The following is a 13,950-nucleotide window of genomic DNA, read 5'->3' as shown; positions in this document are numbered from 1 at the left end:
GTCCGACGGAAGAGGCGCCCCTGAACGCCGCGCGCCGCGGAGCCCAGGATCGAAGGCACCGATCCGAAGGAGTTCCTATGAAGACGCTGGTCGTCTACGCCCACCCGGAGCCGAGGTCGCTCAACAGCTCGCTGAAGGACCTCGCGGTGTCCACATTGGAGACCGCCGGGCACGAGGTGCGGGTGAGCGATCTGTATGCGATGAACTGGAAGGCGGTCGTGGACGCCGCGGACTACGGCCCCGACGCCTCAAGTCCGCTGAAGGTCGCCCTGGACTCGGGCCGGGCCTTCGACGCCGGGACGCTCACCCCGGACGTCCTCGCCGAGCAGGAGAAGCTGCTGTGGGCCGACACGATCATCTTCCAGTTCCCGCTGTGGTGGTACACGATGCCCGCGATCCTCAAAGGCTGGGTGGACCGGGTGTTCACCTACCACTTCGCGTACGGCGTCGGCGAGCACAGCGACACCCGGTACGGCGAGCGCTTCGGCGAAGGCACCCTCAAGGGCAGGAAGGCTCTGCTGTCGGTGACCGCCGGCGGCCCGGAGTCGCATTACGCCGCTCGCGGGATCAACGGCCCCATCGACGATCTGCTGTTCCCGATCCAGCACGGCATCCTCTACTACCCGGGCATCGAGGTACTGCCGCCGTTCGTGCTGTACGGCACCGACCGGATGACCGGCGAGGACTACCCGGACGTCGCCAAGGCCTGGGAGCAGCGCCTGCTCACCCTGGAGTCGACCGAGCCGATCGCGTTCCGGCGGCAGAACTTCGGTGACTACGAGATCCCCTCGCTGCACCTGAAGGAGGGACGGGAACCCGCGGGCCGCACGGGTTTCGGGCTGCACGTGCGCGGCTAGCCGCTGGCCACGGACAGGACGAGCTGGGGTGTACGGCCGTGATGGACGGCGATCTGACGGGGTCACGGACCGAGGGCCGACAGGTCGACGTCCGTGCTCGACAGGGTCATCGGTGCCGCCGAGACGGCCCGTACGCGGATCCGGACGCCCGCACGGGGCAGGACGAACTTCCCGTCGGGCGGCCGGAGTTCGTAACTCGCCGAGCCGTGAGCGGGGAGCGTGGCCGGGCCGGCCGCCACGGACCAGTAGCGATTCATGCCCGAGCCCGAGGTCAGGGTGAAGTGGGGGTTCAGGGCCGCGCCGCCGAGGTTGGTGACGCGCAGGGTGAGTCCGGTCAGCGCCCCGGTGGCCCGGCGCGCGCCGACGACGTCCATACGCAGGGGCGGTGACCCCGACACGGCCAGGGTCGCCGCTGCCGCCGCCGGGGCCATCAGGAGCACGGCCGCCGCCACCCGGGCCCCGCGCCGGTGCCGGCCGTGCAGGAAGGCGGGGCGGGGCTGCCACGCGCTGGTGAAGGACTGCCAGGGCGCGGTGACGGCCGCGGCCAGCCACAGCGGGGTCATCAGCAGGTAGTAGCCGTCCTGCGAGCGCGTCGCCACGAAGAACGCGCACCAGGGCAGCACCGTCGCCGCCGGCCCCAGCCGTCGTACGAACAGGACGAAGAGGCCCAGCAGACCCGCGGCCAGCAGCAGACTCGCGTGGGAGTACCAGGCCAGCCGGTCGCTGCCGTCGGTGAAGTAGAGCGAGATGTCGACCAGACCCTGGCCGTGGATGTCCGCCTTCTGCGTGAGCGGCAGCGCGATGCCGGAGACCCAGGAGCCGGGTTCGCTCACGATGAAGTACGCGTTGATCAGCAGCCAGGTCGTCGCGGCCACGCCGGCGATCCGGCCCACGGCGGCCGCCGCCGCGCGCGGGCCCAGCTCACCGCGGCGCAGCGCATAGACCCCGGCCAGCAGGAACGGCGCGAGGAACCAGGGCAGTTGCTGAGCCGCGCAGGCCGCGCCCAGACACACCGCGCGCGTCCAGTCGCCCCGGCCGCCGCGCCCCATCCGCGGCCAGTTCACCACCACCGGGATGAGCAGCGCGCAGGCGACGATCGCCGGATAGCCGAGCCGGGCGTACGCCGGCAGCAGGCCGAAGCCGAGGCAGACCAGCGTGGCCGCCGAGCGCCACGGCACCGGCAGCAGCCGCCACATCACGATCGCGCCCACGATCAGGGCCCCGGTGCTGACCAGCGTCGCCGCGGCCGAGCCATGCCCGATCCAGAGCAGCGGCGCGGTGAGCATCAGGGGCAGTGGCGGATAGCCGTACGTGAAGTCGTAGCCGCCGTTCATCGTCGCGGTGAGGGCGATGCCGTGGCCGAAGAGCCAGGGCCACGGCCGGTCGTAGACCTGGTGTCCGGCGAGGAACTCGTGGGCGGCCTGTGTGGTGAGGACCGACTCGTCGCTGCCGCCGTGGTTCATCGCCCACCCGCACACGGCGAGCGCCACGGCGGTCACGAGGACGCACAGGTCGAGCCGCGCCAGCGTGCGGCCGCGGCGTACGACCAGGGTCAGGACGCCCGTCACGAGGATCGAGGCGTAACAGAGCGAGACGACCGCGGCCACGACGAGACGGTGGCTCGCGGCCTGCGTCCACAAGGGGCGCGTACCGATGAAGAGGCTGATGTCGGCGAGCAGGGTCAGGACACGGTGCCACTGGGCGGGCGCCTCGTCCGGATGCCACTGCGCGGGCGCCCCGTCGGGCGATGCCTTCGAGGGGGTCTGCCGACCGGTGGGCGACAGCCTGGTTTCTGCCAAGTACACGGCTCCAGACGCTAATTCCCGCAGGTGAGCGGGGCGCGGCAGGACGTGAAGAGTCCGGTGTGAGGCAGGTAAGAAGGGCGGCCGCCCACCTGGTGCGTCACGCGTTGGACAGTGACACCTCGGTGGACTTGATGAGCGCCACGACCTGGGCGCCGGCGGCCAGACCGAGCTCCGTGACGGCGTCCTTGGTGATCGCGGAGGTCAGCTCACCGCCCGCGACGGTGACCTTGACACGGGCCATCGCGCCGCCGACGGCGACGTCCGTGACCGTGCCCGGCAGCTGGTTGCGGATGCTCACCCCGTCCAGCGGGCCGGTGGCCAGGGACACCTCCGTCGACTTGACCAGGGCGCGAACCGTGGACCCCGCGGTCAGGCCCAGGTCCCCGACGGCCTCCAGGGTGACGGCCGCGGTGATCTCCTGACCGCCGCCGAGACGGACCTTCACCGTCGCCATCACCTCGCCCGGAGTGACGGAGATGACAGTGCCGGGAAGCTGGTTGCGGATGCTCAGGCTCATGGGGGGAGGCCTCGATTGCGATGAAGGGGGATGAGTTTGGACAACTATGCGCAGTTTGCCGTAGCCGCCGCTCCCCGGACCGCGTCGCGGACCGTGTCGCTGTTGAGCCGAACGGGTGACCATGCGTAAGAATTGGCCGGTGCAGATAACGAGTGCGAGCCAGGACGGGGTGGTGTGGTGAACAGCCGCGACGTCACCGATGAACAGTGGGAGGGGCTCGCCCAGGTCGTTCCGTTGCGGGGCCGGGACGCGTGGCCGTCGGCGGTCGACCACCGGTCGATACCCGAGGCCCCGACCGAGGCCCGCCGCCGTTTCGTGGTCCTGCGGGTCAACATCTTCGCGGACGCCCGCGATGTCGCCGAGACGCTGATGGCGGGCATCCCCGTGCTGCTCGACCTGACCGGCGCGGAGACCGAGGTCGCCAAGCGGGTGCTGGACTTCAGTACGGGCGTGGTCTTCGGCCTCGCGAGCGGCATGCACCGGGTGGACCGGAACGTGTTCCTGCTGACGCCACCGGGGACCGAGGTACGGGGGCTGATGGAGGGGGCGGGGGTTCCCGGGGTCTGATCGCGTGACGGGATCCGGCGGCCGTACGACGGCTTCCGGGTTCCGGCTGCCGCGAGAAGACGGCGTCCGGCTCCCGGGAGCAGGGGTCGGGAGGAGAGGCCTGGAGCAGGGGTCGGGAGCAGAGGCCAGGAGGAGAGGTCGGGAGGAGCGGTCGGGAGAAGGGGACCGGGAGAGGGGAGCTGGTCCCTCGATCGTAGGAAGGTCTCCGGGGTGGAACGGTTCGCCTGGCGATGGAGGCCTACCGTCCGGATATGACCGTGTCATCCCTGGAGGCCCCCGCGGCGGCTGAGGCGCGCCCCGACCGACCGGGCCTCACCGAGCTGCGGCTCGCCGCCTTCGCCACGCATCGCCGCGTCCGGTTCCCGCTCGGACCGCTCACCCTCGTCGCCGGCCCGAGCGGCAGCGGCAAGACCGTCGCCCTGCGCGCGTACGAGGCACTCGCGCGACTCGGCAGCGGCGCCGGGCTCGCGGAGGTGTTCCCCGACCCGGTCACCTGTGTACCGGAACGGGCCCGGCCCGATGCCCAGCGCAGACGCGGCTTCCGTATCGGCTGCACGGTCGACGGCCCCGAGGGCCCCGTACGGCTCGACATCGCCGTACAGGCCGAGCCCGAACTGCGCATCGTGGGCGAGCGGTTGACGGCGGGCGGACAGACCCTGCTGGAGACGGCGCTGCGCGATCCGGGCCGCCCGGTCGTCCAGGCGGCCTGGCACACGGCGGGCTCGTCCGCGGTGACCCGGGTCCCGCTCCCCGACGACCGCCTCGGCACCGCACTGCTGCCGCTGCGCGTCGCGGGCCGCACGGACGGCGAACGCCAAGTCCTGGCCGCCGCCGAACAGATGGTGCTCGCGCTGCGGTCCGTCTACGTCTGCGACCCGAGCCCGCAGTACATGCGTACCCCCGCCCCGCTCGGCTCGGGCCGCCTGCTGAGGGGCTGCGACAACCTCGCCGAAGTCCTTTGGCGTACGCGGTCGGAGTGCGGCCACCGCTACCAGCACCTGGTGGCAGCGGTCCGGGCCGGATGCGCGGGCCCGGTCGCGGACGTGCTGGCCGAGCCGCTCGGCGACGGCACGGTCCGCGCGCTCCTCGACCGCGGCGACGGTGTCCGTACGCACCTCGGGCTGCTCGGAGACGGCGAGTTGCGGTATCTCGCGCTGGCCCTGGTGCTGCTCACCGGGCCCGGCGTGCTGGAGGTGGACCTGGCGGGGGAGGTCCCCGCGGCGCTCCAGTCGCTGACGGTCCTGGCCGACGGCTTCGACCGCTGCCTGGACGCCCGGCAGGCGGGGGAGCTGGTGCGGCTGGCGGCGCGGATGTGCGAGCGTGGGCACATCCGGCTGCTGGGTGCGGTGAACGACGCCTCGGTGGCCCTCGGGGTGGCCGGCGCCACGGTGGTGAACCTTGAGCGGTAGATCTACGGCAGACCTGCGGTAGATCTACGGCAGACCTGCGTCAGACCTGCGGTAGACCTTTAGCCGTGACAGAACTGGACGTAGCGAAGTTGCAGCGCCGACTGGCCGAGTTCGCGGCCGCGCGGAACTGGCAGCCCTACCACACCCCCAAGAACCTGGTCGCCGCGCTGAGCGTCGAGGCGTCCGAACTGGTCGAGATCTTCCAGTGGTTGACGCCGGAGGAGTCGGCCCGGGTCATGGACGACGCGGACACCGCGCACCGCGTCACCGACGAGGTCGCGGACGTCCTGGCGTATCTGCTCCAGCTGTGCGAGGTGCTCGGCATCGACCCGCTCGCGGCGCTCGACGCGAAGATCGACCGGAACGAGCGGAGGTTCCCGGCGCCGGAGGGCCCGTGACGACGACTCGATCCCTCACCGACTCCATTCGTCACCGACTCCATCCATCACTCTCCGGAGTCATTGAGCTGTCTACATTCGATTGCGTGTCCACAGATTTCGGTCTTCCTCTGGCTTTTCGTCTCAGGGGCTCTCACTCTGGGTAGTGGACAAGGGAGTTCGGGCGGACGTGCGACCAGCGCGTCGGGACAGACGGGGGCAGCGCATGGAAGCGGTGCGGCTCATCGTGGCGAGCAGGCGTGCCCTGGCGGAGAGCGGTGACACTCCGGAGGTGATGAAGGAAGCCTGGCAGGCACAGTCCCTCGCCCAGGCGATAGGCAGCCGCCTAGCCGTCTCCGGCCCCCCTGAACTCCGGGGCGAGGCCCTCGGACTGACCGAGCTGGCGGGCCGGGGCTGTGGTGTTCTCGACGCCCCCACCCTCGGCATCGGCGCCCTGCGCGCCGCGCAGCTCACGGAGTTGGGTGACGCCCGCGAGGCGCTGCTCTGCCTGGGCGGGCTGCTCGGCGAGGTCGGCATCGCCCTTGTCGGGATTGCCTGCGCGGCGGATGACGAGGGTACGTACTGGCAGTGCATGGAGGCCATCGATGCGGCGGACGAGTCCCGGGATCGGGTGCTCGAGATGCTGAGACGGCTGGCGGTGCGGGATCAGAAGGCGGTGGTGGAGCGGGATTCGGCGGCGGGGTAGGGGGTTGGTTTTTTCGCCCCCGCCGCCCCTACCCGTCCCATCCCGTTCCTGGGGCTCCGCCCCAGAACCCGGGGTGGGTTCTTCGGCTGCGGGCTGGTGGGGGCTGGTCGCTCAGTTCCCCGCGCCCCTTGCGGGGCGCTCCTGTCGGCGAGGCCTGCAGCCTTCAGCCCGTGTCGCAGGCCCGGCAGACGCGGGCGCTCATGACGCAATGCTCCGGCGGTGACAGGCGCAGCCGCAGCGATGCACGAGAAGGATGCCGTTGGAGTGCGGCAGCGGTACGTCCTTGGTCTGTCTGCACTCGGCATGCAGGTCTTCATAGCCCCGCCGCTCCGCCAGAGTGCATTCGGTCGACAGTGTCACCTCGCCGGACGCGGTAGACGTCCTCACAGCCGCTCACCCCGGCTCGTCGCGTTGACCAGTGCAAGATCACAGGACAGCCGTTCCGCCTGCGTGGCGGGGCGCAGGGGGCCGTGGGCGTCCCATTCGCGGCCACCGCCCGGGGGCTTGAGCTGCCAGTAGGGGCCGACGTGATCGACGATCTCGCCGACCTTGCGGGTTGCCTCGTCGAACACGAGATCGCCGACGTCCGGCTCGTACGCGTTCATGCGCACCCCCGCCGGACAGCGTCGGCGAGCCTGAGTGCGACGTCGGCGTGCACCCGGCCCAGGTTGATCAGGTTCAGGGCAGGGGAGGCCGTGTCGGCTCCCAGGGACGGTAGGACGATCCCGGCCTCCGTCAGCGCTCCACGCAGCACTTCGACCGCATTGACGGCTTCGGTCGTGCCCGACTTCTGTGCAGTGGTCATGAACTCAGCTTTGGGATGCACCAGTTGAGGCACTAGCGGATATTCATGAATATCCAGGGGTATCGATGACTTATGCACGAGCTTTCTCATGCGGCAGCACGCGAGCCGTAGCCGACGAGCAAGTGGCGACGCAAAGCTGATCGAAAGCCCAACGAGAGGGGCACGATCATGAGGCGACTGCGCTTCAACGGCACCGGCAGCGGTGAGGGCGGCTGCCCGTCCGTGCACGAGGACTTGGACAGTGGCGAGATCATCGTCCACGGGCCGCCGCTCGCCGATGCCCAGGACATCGCGCAGCTCCGGCACCTCGGAGAGGGAGAGGTACCGATCGTCGTACCTCGCGAATTGCTTGTGGACTGGGGGCCCAGGGACGTGACGCGCAGCGCAAGGATCATCGACTTGGACGCGTTCGGTCAGCTCTTCGAGCGATTCGAGCACACAGCCTGGCGGCTGGAGACCCGGCGCCGCTACGCCTCCGACGAGACCACCGACACCTACGCGCAGTTGCTCCGGGGCGAGACGCCGACGTGGGACCTGAGCACCCCGTGGTCCGTGACGATCAGGGACAAGACCGCAGGCGGCGCGAGGGTCGGCCGGGTGCGCCTGGTAGACGCCCCGGCGACGGAGGGGCAGCGCTACCTGCTCGCGCACGCCGAGAAGAACACCGCCCTCGGCGAGGACATCCGCAACCTCTCGCGTGCCGAGGCTGATCGCCTGAGTCTCCCCGCTGAGGACTTCTGGATCTTCGACTCCCGGCTGGTCGCGCTCCTTCGCTTCGACGCCGACGACAACTTCGTCGACGTCGAGCTGATCACCGAACCGGCCGAGGTGATCAGGTACTCCATGGTCCGGGACGCTGCTATGCACCACGCTGTCCCGTACAAGGAGTTCGCAGCTGACATGACCTCCAAGGAGCAGTGATCACGGAGTGCCGAAGGATCAGGACCGGTGAGCACCGACTTCCAGCAGGCACGCGCAGCCCTCGGCGAGCGGCTCCGAGAGCTGCGCGAGTCCGCCCCCGGAGGTCGGCTCACCGGCACGATCCTGGCCCAGCGGCTGGGCTGGCCCCAGTCGAAGATCAGCAAGTTGGAGAACGGCAAGCAGACGGCCACGGCTGACGAGCTCCGGGCATGGGCCGAGGCGACCGGCCAGCCGGAGGCGGACGGCGAACTCATCGCCCGTCTCCGGGGACTTGAGTCCCATGTCCGGTCCTGGCGGCGCCAGCTCGCCTCCGGCCACAAGGCCGTGCAGGACGCCCACAACGCGGCGCAGGCACAGGCGGCGGTCCTCCACGCGTGGGAGTCATCGTGGATCGTCGGCGTGCTCCAGACGCCGGACTATGCGCGGGCGATTCTCAGCCGGTTCACGGAACTTCACGGCTCGGTGCGGGACATCGAGGAGGCCGTGCGCTCCCGCATGAAGCGTCAGGAAGGGCTCTACAGCGCGGGCAGGAAGTACCACATCCTTCTCTGGGAGCCGGTCCTCCGGACGCTGATCTGTCCGCCCTCGGTGCTCGCCTCGCAGCTCGACCGCATCTCCGGCGTGATCGGCCTGGACACGGTCGAGCTCGGGATCGTTCCGATCGGCGCGTCTCTGAAGATCCCGCCCGGCGGCGGCTTCTGGATCTACGACGAACAACAGGTCGTCGTCGAGAACTGGCATGCCGAGCTGTGGCTCGACGACGCCGACAGCGTCGCGACCCATCTGAAGGTCTGGCGCACGCTGCGCGAGTCGGCCGTGTTTGGCAAAGATGCATACCGGATCATCACTGCCGCGCGTCAGGCGCTCAACGTCTGACAATTGACTTGGGAAGCAGGACGCTGGGACTCCGGTCGGGGCGGGCGGGGGATCGCGGGGCGAAGCCCCGCGCCTTCAAGGGCGCGGGGAACTGCGCGAACGGCCCCCACCGGCCCGCAGCCGACACACAACCCCCGGGGTCTGGGGCGGAGCCCCAGAAGGATGGGACGGGTAGGGGCGGCGGGGGCGAGGAACCGGCTTGTGGTCAGGGGCGGTCAAGGCCGGACGGAAGCGTGGGGCGGGACCCGGAAAGGCCCGCGTTCAGCGCAGCCATCAGCTCCTCCATCTGCTGGAGCAGCCCCTTCGGCGGTGCGGGCGCGCCCTGCTGTGGCACGGCTTCCTGGGACACGGCGGCCTCCTCGGCCCCCGCGCAGGGAGGGCTACTGACGAGCGTGACGCCCCGGCAACCGCCGGCGACGGGTGCCGGGCGGTCCGGCTCCGCCCGAGCCAACGATCACCGCTGACCCGGTCACTGCCACGGACCCGCCCCACACACGGGGTTGACGGATTTTCATCCGACCGAGGACGACCGCGCCCACCAGGGCCGACCGAGTTGACCAGCCGAGTGACCGGCCGGCCCAGGGCCACCCCTACCCGAGCTGGCGCATCACCTCGGACGCGATCAACTCCAGATGATCCAAGTCGTCCAGGTCCAGCATCTGCAGATACATGCGCTGCGATCCGACGGCCTCGAACTGAGCGATCCGCTCGACGACCTCCGCGGGCGACCCCGCAAGCCCGTTCGCCTTCAGCTCCTCGACATCACGCCCAATGGCATCGGCCCGGCGCTTCACCTCGGCGTCGGTCCTCCCGACACAGGCCACGAGCGCGTTGGAGTACATCAGCTCGTCGCTCTTGCGCCCGGCCTGCTCGGCCGCCGCGCGCACCCGCGCGAACTGCTGCTCCGTGTCCGCGACCGAAGCGAAGGGGATGTTGAACTCATCCGCGTACCGCGCCGCGAGCGCCGGGGTCCGCTTCGCGCCATGACCGCCGACGAGGACGGGCACCTTCGACTGCGCCGGCTTCGGCAGCGCGGGCGAGTCCTTGAGCTGGTAGTACGTCCCGTCGAAGGAGAACCGCTCGCCGGCGGGCGTGCTCCACAGGCCCGTGACGATGGCGAGCTGCTCGTCCAGCCGGCCGAACTTCTCCTTGGGGAACGGAATGCCGTACGCCTCGTGTTCGGCCTCGTACCAGCCGGACCCGAGACCGAGTTCCACGCGCCCGCCCGACATCTGGTCGACCTGCGCGACCTGGATCGCGAGGACACCAGGCAGCCGGAAGGTCCCGGCGGTCATCAGGGTGCCGAGGCGGATCCGGCTGGTCTCACGGGCGAGACCGGCGAGCGTGATCCATGCGTCGGTCGGCCCGGGGAGGCCGCTGACGGATCCCATGTGCAAGTAATGATCCGAGCGGAAAAAGGCTCCGTAATTGAGGTCTTCAGCGGCCTTGGCGACGCGGAGCAGCGTCTCGTAGGTCGCGCCTTGCTGGGGTTCTGTGAAGACTCGAAGATCCATGTATCCATCATGCACCGGTCACAACTACCGCCCCACCTTGAACCGCTGGCACATCCGTAACACGGTCCCCGCCGATGTCCGTTCAACCGGTTCAACCGTTCGGTTGAACCCGGCTTCCACCTCTGGCACGCGTCCCGCTCCGTACGGGCGACGTGCGCGTCCTCTCCGCGGCGAAAGACTCACCACAGGCCATGGCGCCGGGTCCCCGCCCATGTCCGCACCCCCCAGCAGAGAGGTCCCCGCAGAGTGTCCAGCTTCCTCAGTAGACGACGTGTCCTTGCCACCGGAGCCGGTGCCGCCCTCGGCCTCGGCGCGCTCGGCGCCCCGGCGACCCCCGCCGCCGCCTCGCCCGCCGCCTCCCGGCGGGCCGCCGGGACGGAGGAGACGAGGACGCTCGACGAGCTGTACCAGGCGGCCCTCGCGGAGGGCGGCAAGCTCGCCATCTACGCCGGCGGGGACACCCCGACCCAGCAGGACGCCACCAAGGCGGCGTTCCTCAAGCGCTTCCCCGGCATCGACCTGACGCTGATCGTCGACTACAGCAAGTACCACGACGTGCGCGTGGACAACCAGTTCGCGACCGGCACCCTCGTCCCCGACGTCGTACAGCTCCAGACGTTGCAGGACTTCACGCGCTGGAAGGAACTGGGCCGCCTGCTGCGCTACAAGCCGGCCGGCTTCGCGAAGGTCCACGACGCCTTCAAGGACCCGCACGGCGCGTGGGTCGCCATCGGCGCGATCGGCTTCAGCTTCCTGTACGACGTCGCCGCGGCCGGCGCGGACGCCCCGCGGACCCCGCTCGATCTGACCGACCCGAAGTGGAAGGGAAAGATCGCCTCGTCGTATCCGCACGACGACGACGCGGTCCTCTACCTCTTCACCCTGTACGCCGAGCAGTACGGCTGGGACTGGGTGGCCGCGCTCGCCGCCCAGGACGTGCGGTTCGCCCGGGGCAGCAACTCCCCGGGGGAAGCGGTCTTCGGCGGGCAGAAGACGATCGGCATCGGCACGGCAGGCTCGCTGGCCGCACCGGCGTCCTCGCCCGCGAAGTGGGTCGTCGCCGACGGCCACCCCTTCATGGCCTGGGGCCAGCGCGCCGCGATCCTCAAGCAGGCCAAGAACCCGACGGCCGCCAAGCTCTACCTGAACTGGCAACTGTCCACCGCCCAGCAGCAGTCGTCGTTCAACGGCTGGTCCGTACGGACCGACGTCACGCCCGCCGCCGGCCTGAAGCCGATCTGGGAGTACCCGAACGCGCATGTCGACGGCTTCCCCCGCTTCATGGCCGACCGCGCGCAGGTCGAGCGCTGGAAGCAGACCTTCGCCCTCTACTTCGGCGAGGTGAAGGGCGATCCCACACCGGGCTCGCTCGGACTGCACCCGGGCGCCTAGCGGCCAGTGGGGGCCGTGGGGCTGTGGGGCTGTGGGGCCGTGGAGTTGTCACATGGACCAACAGCCCCACTCCTCACATGAGTCATACAGGCGGTCGATAGACTCGGGGGCCCTGCCCGACCGGACCAGTCCGCCCAAGGGGATCTGCCGTGCCCGACCGCGCTCCCGCCCGATCACCGCTGAGGATCCGCGGCAGCCGGCCCACCTTGGAACAGGTCTCGCATCTGGCGTTCTTCCTCGTGGTCGGCGCCGCCCTCGTGCGCCTCACCCAGCTGCGCTCACCGCTGTGCTGGGACATCGTCGCCGTCAGCGGGCTGCTGGCACTGGCGTACGCGGGCGGGCCGGCGTGCTGGAACCGGCTCGGCGCGATCGGCCGCCACGCCTGGGTCGCGGTGCTGCTCGTGCTCTGGAGCGACCTCGTCTTCCTCGCCCCGGCACCGCTGACGACCGCCTATGTGTGGTGCGCCGTTCCGCTGGCGTGTGCGGCCCTGCGGGTCCTCGGCCGCCGCTCCGCCCTGGTCGCGGTGGCCGTGATCACCGCCGTACTCGTCTGGGCGTTGATCCGGTCCACGGGCCGGTTCGACCTGGAGGTCGTGCTCGTCCCCGTGACGGCCGTCTGGGGAACGGTCGCCCTCTACCGGTCCCAGCAGCGGGACGCCGCCGTCCGCCAACGCCTCGTGGAGGAACTGCGCGGCACGCGGGACACCCTGGCCAGGCAGCAGCGCCAGGCCGGTGTCCTCGCCGAGCGGACCCGTATCGCCCGCGATCTGCACGACACCCTGGCCCAGGAACTCGCCGGCGGCCTGATGCTGCTCCAGGCCGCCGAGCGCGACTGGGAGGAGCGGCCGGACACGGCGCGCACCCGCGTCCGTGCGGTGGCCGACGGGCTGGGCACCAATCTCGCCGAGACCCGGCGGATCATCCGGGACCTCACCCCGTCGGCCGTCGCCGAGGCCGGTCTGGAGGGCGCTCTACGGCTGCTGTGCGCCCGCGCCCAGACGGACGGGACCGCGGCCCGGGTCCGGTTCCGCACGGTCGGAATGGCTCGGCCCGTCCTCGACGAGCACTCGGCCACCACCTTGTTCCGCGTCGCGCAGAGCACGCTGGCGAACGTCCGCGAACACGCCCGCGCGGTGAATGTGCTGGTCACCCTCCACTGGCACCGGGACCGGGTGGACCTCGACATCAGTGACGACGGAATCGGCTTCGACCCGGCGGAGGTCCGCGCGGTCGTGCGGCCGGACCGCGGAATGGGCCTGCCCGCCGCCCGGGCACGCCTGCGCGAATGCGGCGGCGACCTCGATGTCGGCAGCGGACCGGGCCGGGGCACCAGGATCCGCGCCACCGCGCCGGCCGTGCCCGAGCGCCGGCCGACCACACCCACTGCACCCACCGCACCGGTCACCACGGCGGCGACCGCCGGATGACCGCCGAACCGCTTCGCGTCCTGATCGCGGACGACCACGCCGTCGTACGTGCCGGACTGCGCGCCCTCCTGGAGGGCGAACCCGACCTCGATGTGGTCGCCGAGGCGCACAGCGGTGAGGAAGCCGTCCGCCTGACCGCCCAGCTGACGCCGGACGTCGCGCTGATGGATCTGCGGTTCGCCGGGCCGGGCGACGGCATCGACGGCGTCGAGGCGACCCGCCGGCTCGCCGTCAGGGCCCCGCGCGTGGCCGTGGTGATACTGACCAGCTATGCCGGACGGGCCGACGTCGTCCGCGCGTTGGAGGCAGGCGCCCGTGGCTACGTACTCAAGGCGGGACCGCCCGAGGAGCTCTTCCGGGCGGTCCGCACCGCCGCCGCCGGTTCCATGGGGCTCGCCCCGGAGATCGTCGGTGAACTCGTCGGCCAAGTGGTCAGCCCGCGGCACGACTTGAGCGACCGCGAGATCGAGGTCGTCCGGCTGATGGCCGAGGGTCGCAGCAACCGCGCCATCGCCGAGGCCCTGTTCCTCAGCGAGGCCACGATCAAGACCCATCTCGTCCGCGTCTACCGCAAACTCAAGGTCGACAACCGGGCGGCGGCGGTCGCGGAGGCCGTCCGCCGAGGCGTCCTCGAACTCACCTGACCTCGCACTCCCTCACCTGACCTCGCACTCCGCGCGATGAAAATTCCCGGGTCCACCTGGGGCTTTCGCTGTACGTTGTGCAGGCGCGCCGGAGAGGGGCGTTGCGCGGGCGGATGACCGCAGCGCGGCGTAC

General features: G+C 70.7%; 16 protein-coding genes. 10 read left to right on the top strand and 6 right to left on the bottom strand.

The window, feature by feature from the left end:
• The first annotated feature begins 77 nt into the window (after positions 1–77).
• Positions 78–857, top strand: a complete 780-nt coding sequence (locus OIC96_RS11605; RefSeq protein WP_330307914.1) for an NAD(P)H-dependent oxidoreductase — start codon at positions 78–80, stop codon at positions 855–857.
• Between the two features lie 62 nt (positions 858–919).
• On the opposite strand, the gene OIC96_RS11600 is transcribed toward OIC96_RS11605, so the two are convergent.
• Together OIC96_RS11600 and OIC96_RS11595 are read right to left on the bottom strand one after the other, a co-directional pair.
• Positions 920–2,662, bottom strand: a complete 1,743-nt coding sequence (locus OIC96_RS11600) for a hypothetical protein (RefSeq protein WP_330307915.1) — start codon at positions 2,660–2,662, stop codon at positions 920–922.
• Positions 2,663–2,759: 97 nt separating this feature from the next.
• Positions 2,760–3,179, bottom strand: coding sequence for a TOBE domain-containing protein (locus OIC96_RS11595; protein ID WP_330307916.1), 420 nt, complete (start codon positions 3,177–3,179; stop codon positions 2,760–2,762).
• A gap of 177 nt (positions 3,180–3,356) precedes the next feature.
• On the opposite strand from OIC96_RS11595, the gene OIC96_RS11590 reads away from it, so the two are divergent.
• The 4 genes from OIC96_RS11590 to OIC96_RS11575 all read left to right on the top strand — a co-directional run bounded on the left by OIC96_RS11590 (position 3,357) and on the right by OIC96_RS11575 (position 6,238).
• A complete protein-coding gene (locus OIC96_RS11590) occupies positions 3,357–3,746 on the top strand; it encodes a cell division protein SepF (protein WP_327432410.1) in 390 nt (129 codons plus the stop codon).
• Positions 3,747–3,997: 251 nt separating this feature from the next.
• Complete coding sequence (locus OIC96_RS11585; protein ID WP_330307917.1) at positions 3,998–5,155, top strand: AAA family ATPase; 1,158 nt, start codon at positions 3,998–4,000, stop codon at positions 5,153–5,155.
• Positions 5,156–5,220: 65 nt separating this feature from the next.
• On the top strand, positions 5,221–5,553 hold the full coding sequence (locus OIC96_RS11580) for a nucleotide pyrophosphohydrolase (RefSeq protein WP_330307918.1): 333 nt from the start codon (positions 5,221–5,223) through the stop codon (positions 5,551–5,553).
• Positions 5,554–5,758: 205 nt separating this feature from the next.
• Entirely contained in the window at positions 5,759–6,238 is a 480-nt protein-coding gene (locus tag OIC96_RS11575) for a DUF6099 family protein (RefSeq protein ID WP_330307919.1), read from the top strand.
• Positions 6,239–6,621: 383 nt separating this feature from the next.
• On the opposite strand, the gene OIC96_RS11570 is transcribed toward OIC96_RS11575, so the two are convergent.
• Both OIC96_RS11570 and OIC96_RS11565 read right to left on the bottom strand, forming a co-directional pair.
• On the bottom strand, positions 6,622–6,843 hold the full coding sequence (locus tag OIC96_RS11570; RefSeq protein ID WP_330307920.1) for a hypothetical protein: 222 nt from the start codon (positions 6,841–6,843) through the stop codon (positions 6,622–6,624).
• Positions 6,840–7,043, bottom strand: a complete 204-nt coding sequence (locus OIC96_RS11565) for a hypothetical protein (RefSeq protein ID WP_330307921.1) — start codon at positions 7,041–7,043, stop codon at positions 6,840–6,842. The genes OIC96_RS11570 and OIC96_RS11565 overlap by 4 nt, the downstream gene beginning before the upstream one ends.
• A 165-nt stretch (positions 7,044–7,208) precedes the next feature.
• On the opposite strand from OIC96_RS11565, the gene OIC96_RS11560 reads away from it, so the two are divergent.
• Together OIC96_RS11560 and OIC96_RS11555 are read left to right on the top strand one after the other, a co-directional pair.
• Complete coding sequence (locus tag OIC96_RS11560; RefSeq protein ID WP_330310322.1) at positions 7,209–7,964, top strand: DUF6879 family protein; 756 nt, start codon at positions 7,209–7,211, stop codon at positions 7,962–7,964.
• Positions 7,965–7,991: 27 nt separating this feature from the next.
• A complete protein-coding gene (locus OIC96_RS11555) occupies positions 7,992–8,840 on the top strand; it encodes a helix-turn-helix domain-containing protein (protein ID WP_330307922.1) in 849 nt (282 codons plus the stop codon).
• Between the two features lie 205 nt (positions 8,841–9,045).
• Here the strand turns inward: OIC96_RS11555 and OIC96_RS11550 are convergent, their stop codons facing one another.
• Together OIC96_RS11550 and OIC96_RS11545 are read right to left on the bottom strand one after the other, a co-directional pair.
• Entirely contained in the window at positions 9,046–9,189 is a 144-nt protein-coding gene (locus OIC96_RS11550) for a hypothetical protein (protein WP_330307923.1), read from the bottom strand.
• A gap of 241 nt (positions 9,190–9,430) precedes the next feature.
• On the bottom strand, positions 9,431–10,354 hold the full coding sequence (locus tag OIC96_RS11545; RefSeq protein ID WP_330307924.1) for an LLM class F420-dependent oxidoreductase: 924 nt from the start codon (positions 10,352–10,354) through the stop codon (positions 9,431–9,433).
• Between the two features lie 246 nt (positions 10,355–10,600).
• Between OIC96_RS11545 and OIC96_RS11540 the strand changes: the two genes are divergently transcribed.
• From OIC96_RS11540 to OIC96_RS11530, 3 genes are all read left to right on the top strand, one after another.
• Complete coding sequence (locus OIC96_RS11540) at positions 10,601–11,746, top strand: ABC transporter substrate-binding protein (RefSeq protein WP_330307925.1); 1,146 nt, start codon at positions 10,601–10,603, stop codon at positions 11,744–11,746.
• 149 nt (positions 11,747–11,895) lie between these two features.
• Positions 11,896–13,173 carry a sensor histidine kinase gene (locus OIC96_RS11535; protein ID WP_330307926.1) on the top strand — a complete coding sequence of 426 codons (1,278 nt, stop codon included), beginning with the start codon at positions 11,896–11,898 and terminating at the stop codon, positions 13,171–13,173.
• Entirely contained in the window at positions 13,170–13,817 is a 648-nt protein-coding gene (locus tag OIC96_RS11530; RefSeq protein ID WP_330307927.1) for a response regulator transcription factor, read from the top strand. The genes OIC96_RS11535 and OIC96_RS11530 overlap by 4 nt, the downstream gene beginning before the upstream one ends.
• Positions 13,818–13,950 lie beyond the last annotated feature (133 nt).

This window comes from Streptomyces sp. NBC_00775, from assembly GCF_036347135.1.
In the GTDB taxonomy this organism is placed as follows: Bacteria; Actinomycetota; Actinomycetes; order Streptomycetales; family Streptomycetaceae; genus Streptomyces; species Streptomyces lutosisoli.
This window is presented reverse-complemented; position numbering and strand designations above follow the sequence as displayed.

What these genes read in the sequence shown, in the direction of transcription:
- OIC96_RS11605 (WP_330307914.1), top strand. Translation starts at nt 78, where the DNA reads ATGAAGACGCTGGTCGTCTACGCCCACCCGGAGCCGAGGTCGCTCAAC.
- OIC96_RS11595 (WP_330307916.1), bottom strand. Translation starts at nt 3,179, where the DNA reads ATGAGCCTGAGCATCCGCAACCAGCTTCCCGGCACTGTCATCTCCGTC.
- OIC96_RS11585 (WP_330307917.1), top strand. Translation starts at nt 3,998, where the DNA reads ATGACCGTGTCATCCCTGGAGGCCCCCGCGGCGGCTGAGGCGCGCCCC.
- OIC96_RS11575 (WP_330307919.1), top strand. Translation starts at nt 5,759, where the DNA reads ATGGAAGCGGTGCGGCTCATCGTGGCGAGCAGGCGTGCCCTGGCGGAG.
- OIC96_RS11570 (WP_330307920.1), bottom strand. Translation starts at nt 6,843, where the DNA reads ATGAACGCGTACGAGCCGGACGTCGGCGATCTCGTGTTCGACGAGGCA.
- OIC96_RS11565 (WP_330307921.1), bottom strand. Translation starts at nt 7,043, where the DNA reads ATGACCACTGCACAGAAGTCGGGCACGACCGAAGCCGTCAATGCGGTC.
- OIC96_RS11545 (WP_330307924.1), bottom strand. Translation starts at nt 10,354, where the DNA reads ATGGATCTTCGAGTCTTCACAGAACCCCAGCAAGGCGCGACCTACGAG.
- OIC96_RS11530 (WP_330307927.1), top strand. Translation starts at nt 13,170, where the DNA reads ATGACCGCCGAACCGCTTCGCGTCCTGATCGCGGACGACCACGCCGTC.